The 23,007-nt window shown below is 66.1% G+C and carries 22 protein-coding genes; 11 read left to right on the top strand and 11 right to left on the bottom strand.

The window, feature by feature from the left end; translation table 11 throughout:
- Positions 1-31: 31 nt before the first annotated feature.
- Both CSC94_RS02385 and CSC94_RS02380 read right to left on the bottom strand, forming a co-directional pair.
- Positions 32-1,423: a dipeptidase gene (locus CSC94_RS02385; protein WP_099303343.1), complete on the bottom strand. Its 1,392-nt coding sequence runs from the start codon at positions 1,421-1,423 to the stop codon at positions 32-34.
- Between the two features lie 550 nt (positions 1,424-1,973).
- On the bottom strand, positions 1,974-2,438 hold the full coding sequence (locus CSC94_RS02380) for a DUF2231 domain-containing protein (protein WP_099303341.1): 465 nt from the start codon (positions 2,436-2,438) through the stop codon (positions 1,974-1,976).
- 268 nt (positions 2,439-2,706) lie between these two features.
- Here CSC94_RS02380 and polA point away from each other — a divergent pair, with 268 nt between their 5' ends.
- Both polA and CSC94_RS02370 read left to right on the top strand, forming a co-directional pair.
- Positions 2,707-5,646, top strand: coding sequence for a DNA polymerase I (gene polA / locus CSC94_RS02375; RefSeq protein WP_099303339.1), 2,940 nt, complete (start codon positions 2,707-2,709; stop codon positions 5,644-5,646).
- 95 nt (positions 5,647-5,741) lie between these two features.
- Positions 5,742-6,470: a hypothetical protein gene (locus CSC94_RS02370; RefSeq protein ID WP_099303337.1), complete on the top strand. Its 729-nt coding sequence runs from the start codon at positions 5,742-5,744 to the stop codon at positions 6,468-6,470.
- A 19-nt stretch (positions 6,471-6,489) separates the two neighbouring features.
- On the opposite strand, the gene CSC94_RS02365 is transcribed toward CSC94_RS02370, so the two are convergent.
- The 5 genes from CSC94_RS02365 to CSC94_RS02345 form a co-directional block, all read right to left on the bottom strand.
- On the bottom strand, positions 6,490-6,756 hold the full coding sequence (locus tag CSC94_RS02365) for a DUF7218 family protein (RefSeq protein WP_099303335.1): 267 nt from the start codon (positions 6,754-6,756) through the stop codon (positions 6,490-6,492).
- Between the two features lie 3 nt (positions 6,757-6,759).
- On the bottom strand, positions 6,760-7,134 hold the full coding sequence (locus CSC94_RS02360) for a hypothetical protein (protein WP_133122809.1): 375 nt from the start codon (positions 7,132-7,134) through the stop codon (positions 6,760-6,762).
- Positions 7,135-7,263: 129 nt separating this feature from the next.
- Positions 7,264-8,058, bottom strand: coding sequence for an FAD binding domain-containing protein (locus CSC94_RS02355; protein ID WP_099303331.1), 795 nt, complete (start codon positions 8,056-8,058; stop codon positions 7,264-7,266).
- An 86-nt stretch (positions 8,059-8,144) separates the two neighbouring features.
- Positions 8,145-10,487 carry a xanthine dehydrogenase family protein molybdopterin-binding subunit gene (locus tag CSC94_RS02350; RefSeq protein ID WP_099303329.1) on the bottom strand — a complete coding sequence of 781 codons (2,343 nt, stop codon included), beginning with the start codon at positions 10,485-10,487 and terminating at the stop codon, positions 8,145-8,147.
- 138 nt (positions 10,488-10,625) lie between these two features.
- Positions 10,626-11,114 (bottom strand): (2Fe-2S)-binding protein, encoded by a 489-nt coding sequence (locus tag CSC94_RS02345; RefSeq protein ID WP_099303965.1) that lies wholly within the window; start codon positions 11,112-11,114, stop codon positions 10,626-10,628.
- Positions 11,115-11,486: 372 nt separating this feature from the next.
- On the opposite strand from CSC94_RS02345, the gene CSC94_RS02340 reads away from it, so the two are divergent.
- Both CSC94_RS02340 and CSC94_RS02335 read left to right on the top strand, forming a co-directional pair.
- Complete coding sequence (locus CSC94_RS02340; protein WP_099303327.1) at positions 11,487-12,623, top strand: FIST N-terminal domain-containing protein; 1,137 nt, start codon at positions 11,487-11,489, stop codon at positions 12,621-12,623.
- 13 nt (positions 12,624-12,636) lie between these two features.
- A complete protein-coding gene (locus CSC94_RS02335) occupies positions 12,637-13,974 on the top strand; it encodes an ATP-binding response regulator (RefSeq protein WP_099303325.1) in 1,338 nt (445 codons plus the stop codon).
- Positions 13,975-13,990: 16 nt separating this feature from the next.
- Here the strand turns inward: CSC94_RS02335 and CSC94_RS02330 are convergent, their stop codons facing one another.
- A complete protein-coding gene (locus CSC94_RS02330; protein WP_099303323.1) occupies positions 13,991-15,199 on the bottom strand; it encodes a penicillin-binding protein activator in 1,209 nt (402 codons plus the stop codon).
- Between the two features lie 108 nt (positions 15,200-15,307).
- Between CSC94_RS02330 and rsmI the strand changes: the two genes are divergently transcribed.
- Together rsmI and CSC94_RS02320 are read left to right on the top strand one after the other, a co-directional pair.
- Positions 15,308-16,258: a 16S rRNA (cytidine(1402)-2'-O)-methyltransferase gene (rsmI, locus tag CSC94_RS02325; protein WP_425356495.1), complete on the top strand. Its 951-nt coding sequence runs from the start codon at positions 15,308-15,310 to the stop codon at positions 16,256-16,258.
- Positions 16,251-16,619 (top strand): YraN family protein, encoded by a 369-nt coding sequence (locus CSC94_RS02320; RefSeq protein WP_099303321.1) that lies wholly within the window; start codon positions 16,251-16,253, stop codon positions 16,617-16,619. The genes rsmI and CSC94_RS02320 overlap by 8 nt, the downstream gene beginning before the upstream one ends.
- Positions 16,620-16,628: 9 nt before the next feature.
- Here the strand turns inward: CSC94_RS02320 and CSC94_RS02315 are convergent, their stop codons facing one another.
- A complete protein-coding gene (locus CSC94_RS02315) occupies positions 16,629-17,627 on the bottom strand; it encodes an NAD(P)H-quinone oxidoreductase (protein WP_245408227.1) in 999 nt (332 codons plus the stop codon).
- A 90-nt stretch (positions 17,628-17,717) separates the two neighbouring features.
- On the opposite strand from CSC94_RS02315, the gene CSC94_RS02310 reads away from it, so the two are divergent.
- Positions 17,718-17,909 (top strand): DUF1192 domain-containing protein, encoded by a 192-nt coding sequence (locus CSC94_RS02310; RefSeq protein ID WP_099303317.1) that lies wholly within the window; start codon positions 17,718-17,720, stop codon positions 17,907-17,909.
- A 91-nt stretch (positions 17,910-18,000) separates the two neighbouring features.
- Positions 18,001-19,251, top strand: a complete 1,251-nt coding sequence (locus CSC94_RS02305) for an MFS transporter (protein WP_099303315.1) — start codon at positions 18,001-18,003, stop codon at positions 19,249-19,251.
- A gap of 6 nt (positions 19,252-19,257) precedes the next feature.
- Here the strand turns inward: CSC94_RS02305 and CSC94_RS02300 are convergent, their stop codons facing one another.
- Both CSC94_RS02300 and CSC94_RS02295 read right to left on the bottom strand, forming a co-directional pair.
- Complete coding sequence (locus CSC94_RS02300) at positions 19,258-20,478, bottom strand: hypothetical protein (protein ID WP_099303313.1); 1,221 nt, start codon at positions 20,476-20,478, stop codon at positions 19,258-19,260.
- A 283-nt stretch (positions 20,479-20,761) separates the two neighbouring features.
- A complete protein-coding gene (locus tag CSC94_RS02295) occupies positions 20,762-20,938 on the bottom strand; it encodes a YdcH family protein (RefSeq protein ID WP_099303310.1) in 177 nt (58 codons plus the stop codon).
- 235 nt (positions 20,939-21,173) lie between these two features.
- On the opposite strand from CSC94_RS02295, the gene CSC94_RS02290 reads away from it, so the two are divergent.
- The 3 genes from CSC94_RS02290 to CSC94_RS02280 are packed head-to-tail and all read left to right on the top strand — an operon-like array spanning position 21,174 to position 22,989.
- The gene (locus CSC94_RS02290) at positions 21,174-21,377 is read left to right on the top strand and encodes a YdcH family protein (protein WP_099303961.1); all 204 of its coding nucleotides are present in this window, start codon (positions 21,174-21,176) and stop codon (positions 21,375-21,377) included.
- Between the two features lie 44 nt (positions 21,378-21,421).
- A complete protein-coding gene (purE, locus tag CSC94_RS02285) occupies positions 21,422-21,916 on the top strand; it encodes a 5-(carboxyamino)imidazole ribonucleotide mutase (protein ID WP_099303308.1) in 495 nt (164 codons plus the stop codon).
- Complete coding sequence (locus CSC94_RS02280; protein WP_099303306.1) at positions 21,913-22,989, top strand: 5-(carboxyamino)imidazole ribonucleotide synthase; 1,077 nt, start codon at positions 21,913-21,915, stop codon at positions 22,987-22,989. The genes purE and CSC94_RS02280 overlap by 4 nt, the downstream gene beginning before the upstream one ends.
- The last annotated feature ends 18 nt before the right edge of the window (positions 22,990-23,007 follow it).

Raw genomic sequence — 23,007 nt, 5'->3', positions numbered from 1 at the left:
GGTAAAGGCCCCGCGCGCCGGTCAAGGACCGTCAGCCGTCAGCCGCCAGGGCCGCGAGGATGCGGGCCCAGGAGCGCTGGCCCTTGTGGAAGGAGGTCAGCTCGTATTTCTCGTTGGGCGAATGGATCTGGTCATCGCCGAGGCCGAAGCCGACGAGGAGCGATTCCATGCCGAGCATGCGCTGGAAATCGCCGACGATGGGAATGGAGCCGCCCATGGCGATCATCAGCGCATCGGTGTTCCATTCCTCCGACAGGGCCGAGCGGGCGGTCTGGAGCAGGGGCGAATCGTAGGGAAGCTGGATGGCCGGCGAGCCGCCGTGCTCCTCGAATTCGACCGAACAGTCCGCGGGGATGCGGGCGCGGACAAAATCGCGGAAGGCCGTGCGGATCGCCGCCGGATCCTGGTCATGAACGAGGCGGAAGGAAACCTTGGCGGAGGCCTCGGCGGGGATGACCGTCTTGAACCCCTCGCCGGTGTAGCCGCCCCAGATGCCATTGACCTCTGCCGTCGGCCGCGCCCAGATCATCTCCAGCAGCGTGCGGCCGGTTTCGCCGGCAGGCTCCGACAGGCCGACCTCGCCGAGGAAGGAGGCAGGCGTGCGGTTCAGCCCGTTCCACATCTCCAGGATTTCCGGCGGGGTCTCGTGAACGCCGTCGTAGAAACCGGGGATGTTCACCCGGCCGGCCAGGTCGTGCAGATCGGACAGCACCCGGGTGAGGATGTGGATCGGATTGGCCGCCGCGCCGCCATAGTAGCCCGAATGCAGGTCGCGGCTGGCCGCCTTGACGGTGACCTGCTCGCCGACGAGGCCGCGCAGGCCGGCGGAGATGGCCGGCGTTGCCGGATCCCACATGTTGGTATCGCAGACGAGGGCGAAGTCGGCCTTCAGTTCTTCGGCATTGGCCTGGAGAAAGGGCTTGAGCGACGGCGAGCCGGATTCTTCCTCGCCCTCGAAGAGAATGGTGACCCGACAGGGCAGGCCGCCCTGAACGGCCTTGTAGGCGCGGCATGCCTCGACGAAGGTCATCAACTGGCCCTTGTCGTCTGCCGAACCGCGGCCGGTGATGACCTTGCGGTCATTGCGCAGGGCCACGGAGGGTTCGAACGGGCCGCTGTTCCAGAGCTCGATCGGGTCCACCGGCTGGACATCGTAGTGACCGTAGAACAGGACATGCGGGGCATCCGGCGATGCGCCCTCGTGGTGGGCGACAACCATGGGATGGCCGGTGGTATCGCGCACGGAGGCATCGAAACCGATGGAGCGCAGATCCTCGGCCAGCCAGCCGGCGGCGCGGCGGCACTCGTCCCTGTAGGCAGGGTCGGTCGAAATGGACGGAATGCGGATCAGGTCGAAGAGGTGTTCGACTGACGCATCCAGCCGGGAATCGATCTCGTCAAGAACAGGGGCGATGTCACTCATCAGGGCCTCGCAAATCAATTGGGTTTGCGCGGACGTTAGACCGTGAGAATGGCATTCGGAAGATGCGACCGGGAAATGTCGCCCGGAAATAAACAGGCCGCCGTGGTGGAGGGGGGGACCACGGCGGCCATTTAAAAACAGTGGCAGCCCGGAGAGGGGGATTTGGAGCTGCCACTCTTCATCCGGATCAGGCGGGGGACGGGCCTTTTGTGTCCGGACGCGGCATTATTGATTGCCGATGCCCTGCATTTGGGAAGATGAAAGAGGCAAAACAAGGGCACGAAGATTAAAGGTTTGTAACGTTGGCGTGATCTGCTTGGCTGTACGCGATGTCTACAGGGCGCGTTGCATGTCAAGATCCTGACCCGACTCGAGTTGCCCGGTTCCCTTGCCGGCCAAAGATGCGCGTTCGGCACGGATTGCGCGCGGCTGTGCGATGAGGCGCCAATCATTCAAAAGAAAAAGCCTTGCACAGGCCGCCACCATGGCCTGGCAAGGCTTCTATCCGGACCGGCCCCGTACAAGCCGATCCGGCGGGAGAGAGCGTTCGCTACTGCGCGGCGTGGGCGACGTTGACGCCCAGGGTGTAGACCAGCTGTCCGCCATAGTAGGCGGTCGCAACGACCAGGCCGGCTCCAGCGACTTCAAGCGCGGCGAAACCCCAGCCGGCACCGCCGGAGAAGCGCTTGTCGCGCCACCACACGAAGAGCCGGATTACCGCCCAGACGGCAAGGACGGCGGCCGTGGTTTCACCGAGACCTTCGTGGATCTCGGCGATCTCGCTGGAAAAGCCGTTCGCCTCGGCAAAGCTCAGCGCTGCATCGCCGAACATGGCAGCGAGAACCGCGAAGGCGCCGGCGGCGACGGCAAGGCCCGTCGCCACGTTTCCGGTCGCGGACCGGCCGGTCACCGAGTAGCCCATCGCGACGGCGACGATGTCAAAGACGGCCAGCGACAGGAAGAAGACAATGGGAAAATGGACGACGATGGGATGGATGTGCTGGATCGGAATCATGGAACCCCCTTGGTTCAGTTCGGGCCGGGCCGGCGGAATGGTCGCAAGGACCGCGCGGACAGGGCCAGCGGAAGGACAGGGCAGCAACCTGCTCCCGCCCGGATGACAAAAGGCTGAAAGGCGGCGGCGCTAAAATGTTCGCCGCAACGCGCACCCGGTCCTCTCCTGCCCGAAGGGCGGCTGGCGACGGCGGCTCCTTGCAGCGGGGCTGTTCGAAACCGGTCTTGCCGATAGACCTTTTCCGCGTTTGCGCTTAAGCCTGTTGGCCATGAAAAACGGTGATCATCTCTTCCTCGTCGACGGCTCGGCCTACATCTTCCGGGCCTACCATGCGCTGCCGCCCCTGACCCGCAAATCGGACGGCCTGCCGGTCGGCGCGGTTGCCGGTTTCTGCAACATGCTCTGGAAGCTGCTGAAGCAGGCGCGCGACACCGACGTCGGCGTCACGCCGACGCATTTCGCCGTCATCTTCGACTATTCGTCGAAGACGTTCCGGAACGAGCTCTACGACGACTACAAGGCCAACCGGTCCGCACCGCCGGAAGACCTGGTGCCCCAGTTCGGGCTGATCCGGCAGGCGACACAGGCCTTCGGCCTGCCCTGCATCGAGATGGAAGGCTACGAGGCGGACGACATCATCGCCACCTATGCGCGGCTTGCCGCCGAGGCCGGCGGCGACGCGACGATCATCTCGTCGGACAAGGATTTGATGCAGCTCGTCACCGACCGGGTGTCGATGTACGACCCGATGAAGGACCGGCAGATCGGCGTGGCCGAGGTGGTCGGGAAATGGGGCGTCGCGCCGGACAAGATGATCGACCTGCAGGCCCTGACGGGCGATTCGGTGGACAACATCCCCGGCGTGCCCGGCATCGGCCCTAAAACCGCCGCGCAGTTGCTGGACGAATACGGCGACCTCGACACGCTGCTGGAGCGCGCCGCGGAAATCAAGCAGACCAAGCGGCGCGAGAACATCATCGCCAATGCCGACATGGCGCGGCTTTCACGCGAACTGGTGCGGTTGAAGATCGACGTGCCGGACCTCGACGCGCTGGACTCCCTGGCGCTGGAGGACCCTGACGGGCCGAAACTCATTGCCTTCCTGAAAGCCATGGAATTCACCACGCTGACGCGGCGGGTGGCCGAGGAAACCGGTGCCGATGCCTCGGCCGTGGACCCGGCCCACGTGGAGGTGGAATGGGGCGACTCGGCGCACGGGCCCGACCTCGATGACAAGGTCAGCGCGCCGGAGGCCGGCGAAACGCCTGCCGCCTCGACTGCCGGGGACGATCTGCCGGAAGCTTCCGGAACGCCTGCCGCCCTTGCGGCGGCCCGCGCGAACGATGCGGTGGCCGGCACGATCGACACGGCTGCCTACGAGACCATCCGCGACCTCGACACGCTCATGCAATGGATCGAGACAGCGCGGGAACAGGGGCTGGTGGCGATCGATACCGAGACCACCTCGCTGGACCCGATGCAGGCGGACCTCGTCGGCTTCTCGCTGGCACTGGCGCCGGGCAAGGCAGCCTATGTTCCGCTGAAACATCGCACCGGACAGGATGACCTGCTCGGCGGCGGACTGGCGGACGGGCAGATCGACGAAGCCGCCGCCCTGAAGGCGCTCAAGGATCTGCTTGAGGATGCGTCGGTTCTCAAGATCGCTCAGAATCTCAAATACGACCTCGTCGTGCTGCACCGCCACGGCATGGAGGTTGTCAGCCATGACGACACGATGCTGATCTCCTACGTGCTGGATGCCGGCAAGGGCGGCCACGGCATGGACACGCTGTCGGAGCGCTGGCTCGGGCACACGCCGATCGCCTACAAGGATGTCGCCGGTTCCGGAAAATCCGCCGTCACCTTCGATCACGTGCCCATCGACAAGGCGACGGCCTATGCCGCCGAGGATGCGGACGTGACACTGCGGCTGTGGGGGGTGCTGAAGCCCCGGCTCGCTGCCGAGGGCATGGCCGCGGTCTACGAGCGGCTGGAGCGCCCGCTGGTGCACGTGCTCGCGCGCATGGAAGAGCGGGGCGTCTCGGTCGACCGACAGATCCTGTCGCGGCTGTCCGGCGAACTGGCGCAATCGGCCGCCGCGCTGGAGGACGAGATCCGCGGCATCGCGGGAGAGGATTTCAACCCCGGCTCGCCGAAACAGCTCGGCGAGATCCTGTTTGGCAAGATGGGCCTGCCGGGCGGCAAGAAGACCAAGTCCGGCCAGTGGTCGACCACGGCGCAGGTGCTCGAAGACCTGGCCGCGGAAGGTCACGAACTGCCGCGCAAGATCGTCGACTGGCGCCAGCTGACCAAGCTGAAATCGACTTACACGGATGCGCTGCCGGGTTATATCCACCCCGAGACGAAGCGCGTGCACACGTCCTATGCGCTGGCCTCCACCACGACCGGCCGGCTGTCGTCGTCGGAACCGAACCTGCAGAACATCCCGGTTCGCACCGCCGAGGGCCGCAAGATCCGCACGGCGTTCATCCCGGAAAAGGGCAACGTGCTGGTCTCGGCCGACTACAGCCAGATCGAGCTGCGCGTGCTGGCGCACGTAGCCGACATTCCGCAACTGAAGAAGGCCTTTGACGAGGGCATGGACATCCATGCCATGACGGCCTCGGAGATGTTCGGCGTACCGGTGGAAGGCATGCCGCCGGAAGTCCGCCGGCGGGCGAAGGCGATCAATTTCGGCATCATCTACGGCATTTCCGCCTTCGGCCTTGCCAACCAGCTGGGCATCGAGCGCGGGGAGGCGTCGGACTACATCAGGACCTATTTCGCCCGTTTCCCCGGCATCAAGGACTACATGGACGCGACCAAGGCCTTTGCCCGCGAGCATGGCTACGTGGAAACGATCTTCGGGCGCCGGGCGCATTACCCGGACATCACGGCCTCGAACCCGTCAGTGCGCGCCTTCAACGAACGCGCCGCGATCAACGCTCCGATCCAGGGATCGGCAGCCGACATCATACGGCGCGCCATGGTCCGCATGGAGCCGGCACTGGACAAGGCCAGGTGCCCGGCCCGCATGCTGCTGCAGGTTCATGACGAACTGATCTTCGAAGTGGAGGAAGCCGCCGCCGGCGACACGATCGCCATCGTGAGCGAGGTGATGGAGAGCGCGGCCTTCCCGGCAGTCGACCTGTCCGTGCCCCTGCAAGTGGATGCGCGCGCGGCGAAGAACTGGGACGAGGCCCACTGATCGGCGCCCGATCCCCCGGTCGGGGGATTTCAGGCGCGCGCGCGAATTTCTATTCCTGTCCCCTGCCGCAACGGCAAGCTTGAGGGGACAGATCCATGACGTATCGAATTCTGCTGGCACTCGCGGGTGCCGTGACACTGACAGCCTGCCAGTCGGGGACAACCGGCCAGGCCGGCCTCATGGCGGCATCGACGCCTGCCACAACGGAACGCGAAAAGCCGGCGAAGGCCGAAGCGACCACCGCCACGGCCTATGCGGCGGCACCAAGGGCTTCGGCCGGGCAATGCGCCATCAAGGTCGCGGGCGGACCGCCGCCGAAGCCGGACAAGGGATCGGACTTCGCCAAGAACGCGGTTGGCAAGAACCTGGCCCGCAACGTCGGCCGGAACGCGATTTCCAACATCGCGGGCAGCATCGCCGGGCCGCTCGGCGGCGCCATTGGCAGCGCCGTCGCGGTACAGGCGATCCGCACCGAGCAAGATCTGCACGGCACCTGGACCCTGACGGACGGATCGCCGACCTGCGGCTGCGAGATCGAGATCACAACGGGCGCGGGCCTCGTCCCGGCCGGCTATTTCCGCAGCAGCGGCTACCGTCTGAAGGATGCCAAAGGCGGGCGGGTAAGCAATGTCTCTTGCTCGAACCCGCTTCTCGCCTCCGCCCGGAGCTTCGCGCTCGGCTATTCATTCACCGGCTACGACGCCAAGCTGGCCTTGCAGACCAGCGGCGGATCCGGCGTCGGCCTGCTGAACCGCGACGGGATGAACTATTTCTCGGGGACGCTGGCCGACGGCACCCCGGTCACCATGTGGCGCCGCGAGTGACACCCGGCAGCGCGGCCGGTCAGGACCGGTCGCGCAGGGCTTCGATCAGGCCGGACTTGTTCATGCCGGAGCGGCCCTTGATGCCGAGTTCCTGCGCGCGATCGTAGAGCTGCTCGCGCGTCCAGTCCTCGTAGGGCGGCGCCTTGCCGCCTTTCTTCGAGGGATGCATGGAGGGATTGGCCTGCGCATTGGCAATGGCCGCGGCTTTTGACTTCGAATAGCCGTCATCCCGGAGCGCCTCGTAGGTGTTCTCGTCCTTGATGGAGTGACCTTTCGATCCGGGCATCGATCACTCTTCCCCGCGCTCGGAGCGCAGAAAATCCAGGGCTTCGTCCGCTGCCATGGAGTCGGTGCGGCCGGACGGGTCCATGCCGATGCTTCCGTCGCCCTCGACCGGCGTATCCGCCGACATCAGCTCATCCTCCATCCGCCTGACTTCTTCCAGCAGCGGATCGAACTCATGGCCGCGGTCGGCGTGTTCCCTGGTTTCCAGCGTGCGGCGCACGGCGCCGAGTTCCTCGCGCCTTTCCTCGACGGGGCGGCTCGACAGCGCGATCGCCTGAATGTCATCCAGCGTGATGTCCTGGGTGATCCCCGGCGCATCGCCGTCACCACCGGTCGCGGCGTTTTCGGCCAGGACGGGACCCTTGTCATGAAGCGGCATGGCCTGAACCTCCTTGAATGGCAAAGCCTGTCCGGGTCCAACGTCCGGGGCTTCGATTGGTTCAGGCAAGAAAAAGCCGGCGGAACACGATGGTCCCGCCGGCCGGATGGTTGTTTTCGTGCCCGCGTATCAGGCGATGGCGCGAACCGCGCGGGCCGTCATCACGGCGACGAGATTGGCGCGGTAGTCGGCCGACGCATGGATATCGCTCATCAGGCCGGAGGCATCCGCCTTCAGGCCGGACACGGCGTCGGCAGAGAAGCTGGACGACAGGGCCTGTTCGGCCTCGGTCCAGCGGAACACGCCGTCGGAGCCGGCACCGGTGACCGCCACGCGCACGCCGTTGCTGCCCCTGGCCACGAACACGCCCGTCATGGCGTAGCGCGAGGCCGGGTTCGGGAACTTGGCATAACCGGAGGCGGCACAGGCCGGAACCTTGATGGCGGTGACCAGTTCGCCGTCCTCAAGTGCGGTCTCGAACAGGCCGGTGAAGAAGTCGTCGGCCGCGATCTCGCGCTGGTTGGTGACGATGGTGGCGCCGAGCGCCAGCATGGCGGAGGGGTAATCGGCCGCCGGGTCGTTGTTGGAGATCGAGCCACCGATCGTGCCCATGTGGCGCACGTGCGGATCGCCGATGTGCGAGGCCAGGCTTGCCAGGCCCGGGCAGGCCTTCCTGACCGTGTCGGAACCGGCAACCTCGGCATGGGTGGTCGTGGCGCCGATGGTGAGCATGTCGCCGTCGAGCGAGATGCCCGACATGCCGGCATGCCGCAGGTCGATGAGGTTTTCCGGGGCTGCAAGGCGCGTTTTCATCGCCGGGATGAGCGTCTGGCCGCCGGCCACGAACTTGGCCTCGGAGGCCGATCCGGCAAGCTTCGCCGCATCGTCGGCGGAAGACGCGCGGTGGTAGGTGGTGTTGTACATGGATCTCTTGTCCTTCTGACTTCATCAAGCGGGCGGGCGGTCTCCGCGGTCCGGATCACCGGCGCGGAGACCTGACCTTCACCCGGTCACCCGGCGTTGATCGCGGACCAGACCTTCTGCGGCGTCGCCGGCATGGTCACGTTGTTGTTGCCGATCGCATTGGTGATCGCGTTGATGATCGCCGGCGGCGAACCGATGGCACCTGCCTCGCCACATCCCTTGATGCCGAGCGGGTTGCCCGGGCACGGGGTGATGTGGTGCGACACCTCGTAGGAGGGCACGTCGTCGGCGCGCGGCATGCAGTAGTCCTGGTAGGACGCGGTGAGCAGCTGGCCGCTCTCGTCGTAGACGACGCCTTCCAGGAGTGCCTGGCCGATGCCCTGGGTGAGGCCGCCATGGACCTGGCCCTCGACGATCATCGGGTTGATGATGTTGCCGAAATCGTCGGCGGCCACGAAGCGCAGCACCTCGGTCTTGCCGGTTTCCGGATCGACCTCGACCTCGGCGATATAGCAGCCGCCGGGGAAGGTGAAGTTGGTCGGATCGTAGAAAGCGGTTTCCTTCAGGCCCGGCTCCATGCCTTCCGGCAGGTTGTGCGCGGTGTAGGCGGCCAGCGCCATCTGGAACCACGGAACCGACTTGTCGGTGCCGGCAACCTTCAGTTCGCCGTTCTCGATGACGATATCGCCCTCGTCGGCTTCCAGAAGGTGCGCGGCGATCTTCTTGGCCTTGTTCTCGACCTTGTCGAGGGCCTTGACGATGGCCGACATGCCGACCGCGCCGGAACGCGACCCGTAGGTTCCCATGCCCATCTGCACCTTGTCGGTGTCGCCATGGACGATGGAGACGCTGTCGAGCGGAACGCCGAGGCGCTCGTTGACGAGCTGGGCGAAGGTCGTTTCGTGGCCCTGGCCGTGGCTGTGCGAGCCGGTGAGGACCTCGATGGTGCCGACCGCGTTGACACGCACCTCGGCCGATTCCCAAAGGCCGACGCCGGCGCCGAGCGAACCCACCGCCGCCGACGGCGCGATGCCGCAGGCCTCGATGTAGCAGCTCATGCCGATGCCGCGCAGCTTGCCGTTCTTCGCGCTTTCCGCCTTGCGTGCCTCGAAGCCCTTGTAGTCGATGGCTTCCATGGCCGCGTTGAGCGTCGCCTCGAAGTCGCCGGTGTCATAGTTCATGATGACCGGCGTCTGGTGCGGGAATTCGCGGATGAAGTTGATGCGGCGCAGCTCGGCCGGATCGACGCCCAGTTCGCGTGCCGCCGTTTCCACGGTGCGCTCTAGCAGGTAGGTGGCTTCCGGACGGCCGGCACCGCGATAGGCGTCCACCGGCACGGTGTTGGAATAGGCCGTCTTGACGTTGCAGTGGATGGCAGCGATGTCGTACTGGCCCGACAGCAGCGTGGCGTAGAGATAGGTCGGGACCGAGGACGAGAAGAGCGACATGTAGGCGCCCAGGTTGGCCAGGGTCTCGACCTTCAGGCCGGTGATCCGGTTGTCCTTGTCGAACGCCATCTTGACCTTGGAGACATGGTCGCGGCCATGCGCGTCGGTCATGAAGGCCTCGGTGCGGTCAGCGGTCCACTTGACCGGAACGCCGGTGCGCTTGGACGCCCAGAGGCAGATGATCTCTTCGGGATAGATGTAGATCTTGGCGCCGAAACCGCCGCCGACATCCGGAGCGATGACGCGCAGCTTGTTTTCCGGCGCGACGTTGTAGAAGGCGCTCATCACCAGGCGGGCGACGTGCGGGTTCTGCGAGGTCGTCCAGCAGGTGTAGTGGTCCTCGGCCTTGTCATAGACGCCGAGCGTGGCGCGCGGCTCCATCGGGTTGGGCGACAGGCGGTTGTTGAGAATCTCGATCTCGGTCACGTGGGCCGCCTCGGCAATCGCCTTGTCGGCCGCGCTCTCGTCGCCGATCTCCCAGTCGTAGATCAGGTTGCCCTCGGCTTCCGGGTGGATCTGCGGCGCGCCCGGCTTGAGGGCGTCGACCGCGGTGATGACGGCCGGCAGTTCCTCGTACTCGACGTTCACGGCCTCGGCCGCGTCGCGGGCCTGGCCGCGAGTCTCGGCAACCACGATGGCGACCGCGTCACCGACGTAGCGCACCGTCGAGGTGGCCATCGGTTCCCAGGCGCCCATCTTCATGGGCGTACCGTCCTTCGAATGGATCATCCAGCCGCAGATCAGGTTGCCGATGCCGTCGGCCTTGAGCTGCTTGCCGGTGAGAACGCCGATCACACCCGGCATGCCTTCGGCTGCCGACGAGTCGATCGACGTGATCTTCGCATGGGCGTGCGGGCTGCGGACGAAGGCCGCGTACTTCATGCCCGGAACGCTCATGTCGTCGGTGTAGCGGCCCGCACCCGTGATGAACCGCTTGTCTTCCTTGCGCGCAACGCGTGCGCCGATGCCTTCCATACCCATTATCAAGCTCCTCCGCTTGTCAGAGCGACCAGTGCGTGGCGACGGATGATCCGTGTTGGCTTCCGGCCCGTCGCGCCCTGCCTGCCTCAGTCCGGCAGACCCTGCCCGCTTCCCGCTGTTTCGCTGTGTCGAAAATTATCAGGCCGCTGCCGCGCCCTTGGCCATATCGTCGGAAGCCGCCAGGATGGCCTTGACGATGTTGTGATAGCCGGTGCAGCGGCAGATATTGCCCTCCAGCTCGGCACGAACGGTCTTCTCGTCGAGATTGCCGGCGCCATACCGGTTGATCATGTCGGTGGCGGCCATGATCATGCCGGGCGTGCAGAAACCGCACTGCAGGCCGTGGTGCTCCTTGAAGGCCGCCTGGACCGGGGTCAGATCGCCCTCGGCAGCAAGACCCTCGATCGTGACGACGTCCGAGCCGGACGCCTGGGCCGCAAGCATGGTGCAGGACTTCACGGCCTTGCCATCGACATGAACGACGCAGGCGCCGCACTGCGACGTGTCGCAGCCGACGTGGGTGCCCGTGAGGCCCAGGTTGTCACGCAGAAAATGCACCAGCAGCGTGCGGTCCTCGCACTGGCCGGACACCTTCCGGCCATTCACGGTCATCGTAACTTCAGACATAAAGTCCTCCTCCCAAAGGAACCATGCTTTGAACATGGCCACAATTTACGGAAAACGACAGGCTTTCAAGCCCGCGTCATCGATTCAGGTGGATGGTTGCCGCCCCGGTCCGCAACCCGGCTCGGGCACGAACTCGTCTGCCGGGCCCTCCAAACCCTTCGCAAAAACAATGCCGTCCCGGTCCGCCACGAGCTATTGTACTTTCGGTCGCAATGACATGCGGGAACCCGGGTGCCGGCCTGGCAACGCGGGCTGTTGCCTTGCCGCAGTGCAGACCGCATAATATGAGAAAATGCCGCGTCGAGGCAGAGGACGGCGCCGGCACGGGAGGAAAAGGCCCTGACGCTGACACGCAGCCCCTATTCGTGCGGGATGGTCGCGCTGACCGAAACCGGCGGAAGCGCAGCCGATTTCTGCAAGGCGGTCGCCGGCGAAGCCGCCGCGATGGACGGCGCCTTCGTTTTCATTTTCCATTCTCCGCGGCTCTATTCCGCCCGTGACCTGGCCGCCGCGCTGAGGCGCCATGCTCCCGGGGTGGCGCATGCATGCTGCACCACGGCGGGCGAGATCACGCCGGAAGGCCTGCAGGACGGCCAGGCCATCGCGATGATCCTGCCGGCGAGCCGGTTCACCGTGGTGACAACCCTCATCGAAGACGTGACCAACGCGGGCATGGAGAGCATCACCGGCCGCGTCGAGCTGGCCCGCCACGCGCTGCAACAGGCCGACAAGCCGGCCGGTGCGCGGACCTTCGCCGTGCTGCTGATCGACGGCATGTGCTATGCCGAGGAAGCGGTGACATCGGCGATCCACTGGGGACTGGACGATATCCCGCTGATCGGCGGTTCGGCCGGGGACGATCTCGATTTCAAGGAAACGACGATCATCCATGACGGCCGCGTCCACAATCGCGCCGCGGTGATCGCGCTGGTTTCCACCGATGTGCCCTTCCACATCTTCAAGACCGACAATTTCGTGCCGACGGCCAAGAAGCTCGTCGTCACCGCCTCGGATCCCGATCACCGGATCGTCCACGAGCTGAATGCCGCCCCGGCTGCACTGGAATATGCCGACGCGATCGGCATGGACCCGGCCTCGCTGTCTCCGCTCTCCTTCGCGACGCACCCGGTGGTGGTGCGGGTCGGCGGCGAATACTATTGCCGCTCGATCCAGAAGGTGAACGAGGACGGGTCGCTTTCCTTCTTCTGCGCCATCGACGACGGCGTGGTGCTGACGGTGGCGGAGCCGACCGGCATGGTGGAAACCACGCGCCAGGCCCTGACCGACGTCGCCACGCAGCTCAAGGGGATCGACGTGATCCTCGGCTTCGAATGCACACACCGTCGGCTCGATGCGCAGAACCGGCAGATCATCCGCGACGTCTCGGAACTTTACCGGACCAACAACGTGATCGGGTTTGCCACCTACGGCGAGCAGTTCCGCTCCATGCACCTGAACCAGACCTTCACGGGCGTGGCTTTCGGGCGCGTGCAGGAAGCCGCGGAATAGGATCCCGGCCGGCATGAACATCAGCGAAATCGACGATATCGAACGGCTGCGACGCATCAACCAGGCGCTGATGTCACGCGTCGAGCAGTCGATGGACCAGCAGGGCAACGCGTTTTCGCTGTTCCAGACCGCCATCAACCTGGAAGGGCGGATCCGCGCACGCACCGAGGAACTGCGGTCGACGCTGCGCCGGCTGGAAAAGACCAACCAGGACCTGGTGCAGGCCAAGGAAGCAGCCGAGATCGCCAACCTGTCGAAGACGCGCTTCCTCGCGGCTGCCAGCCACGACGTCCTTCAGCCGCTCAACGCGGCCCGCCTGTCGATCTCGGCGCTTTCCGACCTGCAGACCACGCAGGACGGCCGGACCATGGCACAGCAGGTGGAACGGTCGCTGGAAACGATGGAGGAATTGCTGCGCACGCTGCTCGACATTTCCAAGCTCGATGCGGGAGTGGTGCGGCCGGAAATCACAACGGTTCAACTCGACACGCTGTTCCAGTCGCTGCAATCGGACTTCGCCCCACTCGCCGAGCGCAAGGGGCTGCGATTGCGGTTCCGGCCAACGCGGCTGGCGGTTCTCTCGGACCAGGGCATGTACCGGCGGGTGGTCCAGAACATCGTTTCCAACGCGATCCGCTACACGCGCAGCGGTGGCGTCTTCGTGGCCGCGCGCGCCCGGGGCGACCAGGTACGCGTCGATGTCATCGATACCGGCACCGGGATCCCGGAAGACGAGTTCGACGCGGTGTTCGAGGAGTTCCATCGCGGGCCGGACCTGTCCGACGACGGATCGGGCGGGCTCGGCCTCGGCCTCTCCATCGTCAAGCGCATGGTCGCCGCACTGGACCATCCGCTCAACTTCACCTCCGTCGTCGGCAAGGGCACGGTGTTCCGGCTCAATGCACCGATGGCCGCGCGTCCGCTGGTCGAAGCCGCCAGCATCGGCACGAGCGAGCCGGAACGGCCGCGAACCTACGGCCTCGACGGGGCAAGGGTGCTTCTGGTCGAGAACGACGCGGCCGTGCGCCGCGCCATGTCGATCCTGCTGCAGCGCTGGGGGTGCGACGTGCGCGACGGGGCCTGCCTGGCGGAGACGCTGGCGCATATCGAGGATGGCGGTTTCGAGCCGGACATCATCATCGCCGACCAGCACCTCGACCACGGGGACCTCGGCACGGAAGTCATCACCGAGACCCGCCGCCTGTCACGCAAGGCGATCCCGGCCCTCATCACCACGGCCGATTTCTCCGAGGACCTGGCCCAGGTGGCGCGCAGCGCCCACATGGAAGTGATGCGCAAGCCGGTCAAGCCGGCGCAATTGCGCGCGCTGATGGCGCACATGCTGGCGTGATCCAGAACAGGTCCGGTCAGTAGCCGGGGCGGAAGTCCGTCGGCGCCGGGGCCACGACGTGGGCCTTGCCTTCGCGAATCTCGTAGACGGCATAGCCACGCTCGTTGCGGCCGTCGGAACGCAGGCGGAAGAGGCCCGCATAGCCGTTGAACCCGCCCGGCGATTCCAGTTTCGCGGCATTGAGAGCGGCCGCCCCGCCATTGCGCGCGAGACCGGCCACCAGAGCCAGCGTATCGTAGCCAAGCGCCATGTTGGGAACCGGCTTCTCGCCGTATTTTTGCTGATAGCGTGTGGCGAACTGGCCGAGCCTTGTCTGGTCGACATCGGCATACCAGGCGCCATTGAAGGCCGCATCGCCCAGTTCCGCACCGGACCACTGGCCGGAACCGAGGAAGCGCTTGCCCTGCAGTTCGGCGCCCGCTTCCCGCAACTGGCGGGCAAAGACGCCGGGCGTGTTGCCGCCGTCGGGGAGAAGGATGGCGTCGGCCCGGGCGATCAGCGGCAGGGAGTCGGCGACCGCCTTGGCGACGGAGGAATCGTCATAGGTGTAACGGACGACGCCGACCAGTTCGCCGCCGGAACGGGACAGGGTTTCGCGCGCCGTGCGCTCGACCAGGATGCCGAAGGCGCCATCCGGGACGATGGCCATGATCCGGCGGACTCCCTGCGCGGCGGCATGATCGAGCGTACGCCGGATGATATCGCCGGGCAGGAACGAATTCAGGTAGACGCCGCGGCGCGCGACGCTGGCATCGGACGAAAAGGCGATCATCATGCGGCCGCGCGGTTCCAGGACCCCGCTCACGGCGGAGACGTTGCCGGAAAACAGCGGCCCCAGGACGATCGCCGCACCCTCGTTGAAGGCCTCGCCGGCGGCGTCGGTGGCTGTGTTCGGAACACCGGCCGTATCCTTGACGACCAATTCGACGCTGCCCGCGAAATCATCCACGGCGAGCGCTGCGGCATTGCGAAAGCCCTTGGCGACGACGCCGGCGTTGCCCGGCGCCGTGAGCGGCAGCAGCATGGCCACGCGCACCGGTCCGTTGCCGATGATCTCGCCCTTGGCAGGCGGCAGCGTGGCGGGAACGGGGGTCGGCTGCTCGACCGGCAGGCCGTTGATGCCCGGGGCCGGCAATCCCATCGGCACACCCTGGCAACCGGCCAGCAGGGCGAGGCCTGCAGCCATGGCCCAGCGGCGGGCGTTTCCGAAAATTGCTGCGATCATGCCTGCCCCACCCTGCCCTTGCATGTTACAAGCGCGAAAGCGCCATTGTCGCAATGTCGCAATCCGGGCAGGCTGTTGGCAAGCATTCGTTAAGGTTAGTAACAGGTTATGAGCAAGGCCAGGAGCCAGGATCGCGACGACACAGCCCCGGAGGGAGAAACATCCGGGCACAAGGGCGGCTTCATGATCGGCCAGGCCGCCTTCCCGGCACGGCCGCTGCCAGCCGGGCTTCACCTGGTCGCCACGCCAATCGGCAATCTCTCGGACATCACGGTCCGGGCCCTGGAGGTTCTCGCCGGGGCCGACACCGTGGCCTGCGAGGATACGCGCACGACGCGTGTGCTCCTGAACCGCTACGGCATCCGCGCGCGCACCACGGCCTACCACGAGCACAACGCCGCGTCGGCCGGCCCGAAACTGGTCGGCGCCATGGCGCAGGGCCAGTCCGTGGCACTGGTCAGCGATGCGGGCACGCCTCTGCTTTCCGATCCCGGCTACAGGCTGGTGGAGGAGGTGCTGGCTGCCGGTCTGCCGGTGGTCCCGATCCCGGGCGCCTCGGCCCTGCTGGCCGCATTGACGGCGTCCGGCCTGCCGACCGACGCGTTTTTCTTTGCCGGCTTCCTTCCGGTGAAGGATGGCCAGCGGCGAACGCGGCTGGATGCGCTCAAGGCCATTCCCGGAACGCTGGTCTTCTACGAATCCCCGCGCCGGCTGGCCGCCAGCCTGTCGGCCATGGCGGACGTGTTCGGCGACCGGCCTGCTGCTGTCGCGCGCGAGCTCACCAAGGCTTTCGAGGAGGTGCGCCGGGATACGCTCGACACCCTCCGCGACCACTACGCGGATGCCGGCGCGCCGAAAGGCGAGATCGTCGTCTGCGTTGCACCGCCGTCGGCCGCGGCGGTTCCGGCCGAAGCCGATGTCGACGCGCTGCTGCGGGAACTGGCCGAAACCCTTCCGGCGTCACGCGCGGCAGCCCAGGCGGCCAGGCAGACGGGCCTGGCGAAATCCGACCTGTTCGCGCGCATCGTTGCCCTCAAGGGCAAGGGCGGCAATGGCTGAGCGGTCTGACCGCAAGCAGGCGGCGCTGAAGCGCGGCCGGCGCGGCGAATGGCTGGCGTCCGTGGCACTGCGGCTCAAGGGCTACCGGATCGTCGCGCGCAACTACCGAACGAAGCTCGGCGAGATCGACCTGATCGCCAGACGCGGGACGACCGTCGCCATCGTGGAGGTCAAGGCGCGGGCCAGCGAAGCCGCTGCCCACGACGCCGTCGGCGGGCAGGCCCGCCAGCGCATTGCCAGTGCCGCCGACCTGTGGCTCTCGCGCCAGCCCGATGCCGCCACGCTCTCATTGCGTTTCGACATCGTCGCCGTGGTTCCGGGACGATGGCCCCGTCACGTCGAGAACGCCTGGCAGGGGTGATCCGGCGCGTCAGGCGACGTCGAGTACGATCTTGCCGATGTGGCTGCCTTCCTCCATCCGCTCGTGAGCACGCCAGGCCTCGGCGAGCGGGAAGATCATGTCCATCACCGGGGCAATGTCACGCCTGGCCAGGAGCGGCCAGACCCTGGTCTCGAGCTCGGCGGCAATGGTGGCCTTGAAGTGGACGGAACGCGGGCGCAGCGTCGAGCCGGTATGAACCAGGCGCTTGCGCATCAGCAGCGAGACATCGGCCGTTGCCTTGGCGCCGCCCAGGACCGCGATCTGGACGATGCGCCCCTCTTCCGCGGCGGCACGGTAATTCCGGTCGACGTAATCGCCGCCCACCATGTCGAGAATGACGTTCGCGCCCTTGCCGTCGGTGGCCTCGCGGACGGCGGCGACGAAATCCTCCTCGCGGTAGTTGATGGCCCGGTCGGCACCGAGCGACAGGCAGGCGTCGCATTTCTCCTTCGATCCGGCGGTGGCGATGACATAGGCGCCGATGCTGGAGGCAAGCTGGATCGCGGTTGTGCCGATCCCCGACGTGCCGCCGTGGACGAGCAGCGTCTCGCCTTCGCGCAGGCCGCCGCGCTGGAACACATTGTGCCAGACGGTGAAATAGGTCTCCGGGATCGCGCCGGCCTCGGTGAACGTGTAGCCCGAAGGCAACGGCAGGCAATTGGAGGCAGGCGCAAGGCAGTACTCGGCGTAGCCGCCGCCGGGCGTCAGCGCGCAGACCGAATCACCTTCGCGCCAGCGGGTCACGCCCTCGCCCAACGCGGCAATCTCGCCGGCCACTTCCAGTCCCGGAAGATCGGAGGCGCCGGGCGGCGGCGGGTAGACACCCATGCGCTGAAGGACATCGGGCCGGTTGACGCCGGCAGCGCGGACGCGGATCAGCACCTCTCCCGGGCCGGGTTCCGGAACGGGCCGGCTTTCCGGTTTCAGGACCATCGGGCCGCCGGGAGCGGTGATGGCAATGGCGGTCATCGTAGCGGGCAATTTCATCGGAGCCTCGTTTCTTCCGTGGCATTTGCCTGTTCGGCATGGAACCATGTATTGTCATGGCCCTGATCGCCAAGGCAAGGGAGGTTTGTGATGGCTGTTTTCGACGACGACCCTGTCCGCAAGCCCGTCACCCATGCCATCGGCCAGGACCTGGCCGATCTTTCCGTCGACGAACTGACCCATCGCATCGGCCTGCTGGAGAGCGAGATCAAGCGGCTGAGGGCCGAGGTGGACGCAAAGTCATCGACCCGCAACGCGGCCGAGGCCCTGTTCCGCGGCTGACGCGAAGGCCACCGCCGGCGTCATGAACGCACCATGATTGGCATGGCAAAGCACCACCCGCCAATCCGCCGACCGATTCGAGAGTGTCCGCATGTCCGCCCGCCTCCTTCCCGTTGCCGCCCTGCTTCTCGGAACAGCATTCCTGCTCGCCGGAAGCGGCCTGCATGGGCTGCTGCTTCCGCTGCGCGGCCAGGCGGAAGGATTTTCCGCCTTTTCGCTCGGCCTGCTGGGGACCGGCTGGGCCTCTGGCTTCGTGGCCGGATGCCTCTATGCGCCAAGGCTGGTGCGCAGCGTCGGCCACGTGCGCGCCTTCGCCGCCTTTTCGGCCAGCGGGGCCGTGATCGCCCTGATGACCGGCATTTTCGTCGAGCCGCTGACGTGGATCGTCCTGCGGGTCTGCACCGGCTTCATCATGGCCGGCGCCTTCATGGTCATCGAGAGCTGGCTCAATGAAAAGGCCACCAATGAAACGCGCGGCTCGATCTTCGGGCTTTACATGATGGTCACCTATGCCTCCATCATGGCCGGGCAGATGAGCCTTGCGGCCGCCAACGTGCGCGGCGAGATCCCGTTCATGGCCGCCGGCGCGCTGTTCTGCCTGGCGCTGATCCCGATCGCCATGTCGACGGTTGCCAGTCCACGGCCGCCGGCCGGGGTGTCGCTGGAACTGAAGTCGCTCTACCGCACCTCGCCGGTGGCTTTTTCCGCCTGTTTCCTCATCGGCATCGCCAACGGGGCGTGGGGCACGCTCGGGGCGGTCTATGGCGCCAAGGCGGGGGTCAGCACGGCGGGCATCGCGCTGATGATGAGCGTGACGGTCATTGCCGGGGCGTTGATGCAATTGCCGGCCGGGCGGCTTTCTGACCGCATGGACCGGCGCATCGTGCTGCTGGCCATGGCGGGTATCGCCAGCTTCGTGGCGGTCTGCGGCTTCTTCCTGCAATTGCGGGGGACGACCTCGGTCATCATGCTGACCGGCTGCTATGGCGCCATGGCCTACACGCTCTATTCCATCGCCGTGGCCCATGCCAACGACCATGCCGGGCCGGAGGATTTCGTGAAGGTCTCCGGCGGGCTGCTGCTGATCTACGGCGCCGGCACGATGGCCGGACCGCTGCTCGGCGCAACGCTGATGGAAAGCCTGCGCCCGGAGGGCATCTTCCTGGCCACCGCGGCTGCGCACGGCCTGATCGTGCCCTACACGGCATGGCGCATGCGTCAGCGGGCACCCGTCGCGCAGGAGGAGAAGGACGTGTTCCAGACCCTTCCGGTGGAGCGGGCAACCACGCCGGAAGCCTTCAACCTCGACCCGCGCGGCGAGGAAAACCCGTCCGGCGAGTGACCGGTTTCAGCCGGAGATGTAGGGCGTTCCGACCACCAGCGCTTCGCGCCCTCCAAGCCTGGCGCTGCAATCGGCGGCCATGGATGAATTGCCTGTCATCGTGACCGTATCGGCGATGATGCGAAGGCATTCGGAATAGGTGGAACTGTTGCCCTGGTAGATGACGTCGCCGGCGGGAAAATAGACGAACCCGTCGATGTCGATGGTCCCGTTGCCGGTGAACTTCTGCGTGTTGAGATTCGCCGGATCGCCAAAAAAGGAAATCCCGGCATAGGTTCCGGCCGTCGGCGGGCGAATGCGCAGGTTGGCGCCGCCATTGAGCGTCACCGCCCCGTCCTTCAGGAAGAAGGTCACGCCATCGCCGGTGATGTCGCCCTTGATCGTCAGGCTGCCGTCGACATAGTAGAGACCGGGCTGCAACGTCTTCGTCCCGTCCAGGGTGAGGTTGTTGTAGCGCCCGGGCTGGACCGTCAGATCGGCCTTGGCGGGATCGGGAAACACGACGCCCGGCAATGGCGGGGGCAGGTCCTTCAACGGATCGGGCGAAGGCATGTAGTTCGTGCGGTTCCAGTCGCAATCCGTGGTCAGTCCGCCGTTATCGTCGATGCCGCCAGAGGAGATTGCGCATTCCGCGCTGAGGGCGCCCGATCCACCCACGTAGAGGGCATCGCCGGCCTGCGAATTGGAAGCCACCACGCAGCCCTTCACATCAACCAGGGCGGAACCACTGACGTCAACGGCCCGGCCCTCTGTGCGCGACAGGGCAAAGAGACAGGCCGGCATGCCGGGCGGGACCGTGACCCGGGTCTCAACCGTGATCGCGACGTCATTGCCCGACCCGCCCTGTGGCCCGAACGGCAGGAGCCGGGAATAGGCGAAGGTCGCCTTGCCGCTGACCGTGGGGTTCCCGTCCGCGTCGGCGGACTGGCCAAGGTAGCTGAAGGCCGGCAGGCTCTCCTGCAGACCATAGGCCGTACTGCGGATGTTGGCCTGGAAAGTGTCGCCGGCCAGGGTGGCAACACTCGCGCTTCCGGCATTCAGGGCGGCGCTCATGACGGCGGCATCTGCGGCATCCTGCATCTGCGCGCGGATTCGCCCGATGGAGTAGATGTCCAGAGCCATGGACGCGGCAACGGCGAGCGGGAGGCCCAGAAGGCCCATGCCGATAGCAAAATTGCCGCCGCGCGTGGAGAGGAAGGCGCGGCTCTTCTTCCAGAGCGCGCTCATGCCGGCCGTCCTTTTGCGGAAGGCCGGACCCGTTTTGTCAGCGGCGTGGTTCTATTGCCGATTTCATGGTGCAGCATGGCTTTCACCCGATCGCCAGGGACCGCGCTTCACGGCACGGCCAGACAGGGCATGTTCTCACACCAGCCTTACCAGAGCGTCCTGTAAATGCTTTCAATTTTAGCGATGCCTGAAGGGTCGCCACGGTCCTCCGTAAAACGAAAAACCCGCGCCGGAGAGACGCGGGTTTCAGCAGCCTTTCGAGATGCGCCTGAACGGCGACAGGTCAATGGCGTGTGTCTGACGCCAGTTTGTTGATCTCGTCCTTGATCTTCAGCTTGCGACGCTTGAGTTCCACGAGTTCCAGATCATCGACAGACGGGTGAAGAGCCATTTCATCGATTCTGCGTTCCAACTCGCCGTGCTTGCGCTGCAACTCCGCAAGATGGGATTCAAGGGTCATGGCCAACTCTCCTTCCGATGTGTTTGACACGGTTTCCGAGCGCTGCTCCGCCGCAGGCGAGTGGCCCGGAGACATGACAGTACGATGACACTGTGCCAGAGACATGGCAGGCTGTCGAATGGGTTCTGGTAGAATTCCGTTCCGCCCGAAGATGTGATATGGGCCAGCCATCGGAGCAGCCAGCCGTCGCCTTGCGGCCGGCCGGAACCCAAATGGAAACAGACGCATGAACGGCATGTCCGAACAGGAACAGGCGGATATCCGCCTTGAATTCGCACGACTCAAACAGGACCATGCCGACTTCGACGCTGCCATCGAGGCGATGATCGCGACGGGTGCCGATCCGCTGCGAATCCAGCGGATGAAGAAGAAGAAACTGGCCATCAAGGACCGGCTGCAGGTGCTGGAAGATTCGATCATCCCGGACATCATCGCCTGAGGCCACGACCGCCCGACCGATCCGAGCAGAAGGGACCCGACGCCATGCCCGAAACCGCTGACGTTGCCATCATCATGGGCAGCCAGTCGGACTGGCCAACCATGAAACATGCCGCCGCCGTGCTGGACGAGCTTGGTGTTGCCTACTGCGCGCGAATCGTCTCGGCCCACCGGACGCCCGAGCGGATGTACGACTTTGCCCGCTCGGCCAAGGCCAACGGCTTCAAGGTCATCATCGCCGGGGCCGGCGGCGCGGCCCACCTGCCGGGCATGGTGGCTTCCCTGACCCCGCTGCCGGTCTTCGGCGTCCCGGTCCAGTCAGCGGCGCTTTCCGGGCAGGATTCGCTCCTGTCCATCGTGCAGATGCCGGGCGGCATCCCGGTCGGCACACTGGCCATCGGCAAGGCGGGCGCGACCAACGCGGGCCTGCTCGCTGCCGCCGTGCTGGCGCTTTCGGACGTGGCGCTGGCCGGACGGCTCGACGCCCTGCGCGCCGCGCGCAGCGCCGCCGTGGCCGACGAACCGGTGGACGAGGCATGAGTGCACTTCCGCCCAACGCGACGATCGGCATCATCGGCGGCGGCCAGCTGGGCCGGATGCTGGCCATGGCGGCCGCCCGTCTCGGTTACCGGACGCTGATCCTGGAGCCGCAGCCGGACTGCCCGGCCGCGCAGGTCGCCAACGGACAAATCGTCGCAGCATACGACGATGCCGACGGGCTGGAGGAACTGGCTGCCGCCTGCGATGTCGTGACCTATGAATTCGAGAACGTACCGGTGCTGGCGGCCCGCTCCCTGCTGCCACGCATTGCCGTTCATCCGCAGCCGGGCGCGCTGGAAGCGGCGCAGGACCGGCTGACCGAGAAGACGTTTCTCAACGGGGCCGGGATCGCCACCGCGCCGTTCCGGGCCATCGACAGCGACGCCGACCTCGCCGCCGGACTGACGGCCTTCGGTGGCAACGGCGTGCTGAAGACCCGCCGGATGGGCTACGATGGCAAGGGGCAGCGGATGTTCCGCCAGGCCAAGGCCGCCGATTGCGACGGCGTGTTCGAGGCGATGGGGTCGGTGCCGCTGATCCTGGAGGGTTTCGTTGCGTTCGAGCGCGAGATCTCGGTGATCGCCGCGCGCGGCATGGACGGCACGGTCCGCGCCTATGCGCCGGCCGAGAACGTGCACCGGGACGGGATCCTTCATACTTCGACGGTTCCGGCCGCCATCGGCGCCCAAACCGCCACCGAGGCGATGGCGGCAGCCTCCGCCATCCTGGAGGCGCTCGACTATGTCGGCGTGATCGGCGTGGAATTCTTCGTCATGGCCGACGGCAGCCTGGTGGCCAACGAAATGGCGCCGCGCGTCCACAATTCCGGCCACTGGACAGAGGCGGCCTGCGCCGTTTCGCAGTTCGAACAGCATATCCGGGCCGTAGCCGGGCTGCCGCTCGGATTCGCCGACCGGCACTCCGACTGCGTCATGGAAAACCTGATCGGGAATGACATCGACCGGGTGCCGGAACTGGCGCTCGAGCCGGACACCGTGATCCATCTCTACGGCAAGGCCGAAGCGCGGCCCGGCCGCAAGATGGGCCATGTCACGCGCCTCGTCCGGCACTGACGCCCATCCCGGCCAATC

This window comes from Zhengella mangrovi (genome assembly GCF_002727065.1).
GTDB classification, from domain to species: Bacteria; Pseudomonadota; Alphaproteobacteria; order Rhizobiales; family Rhizobiaceae; genus Zhengella; species Zhengella mangrovi.
Note: the sequence above shows the minus strand (reverse complement) of the source record. Positions and strands in the feature narration are given on the sequence as shown.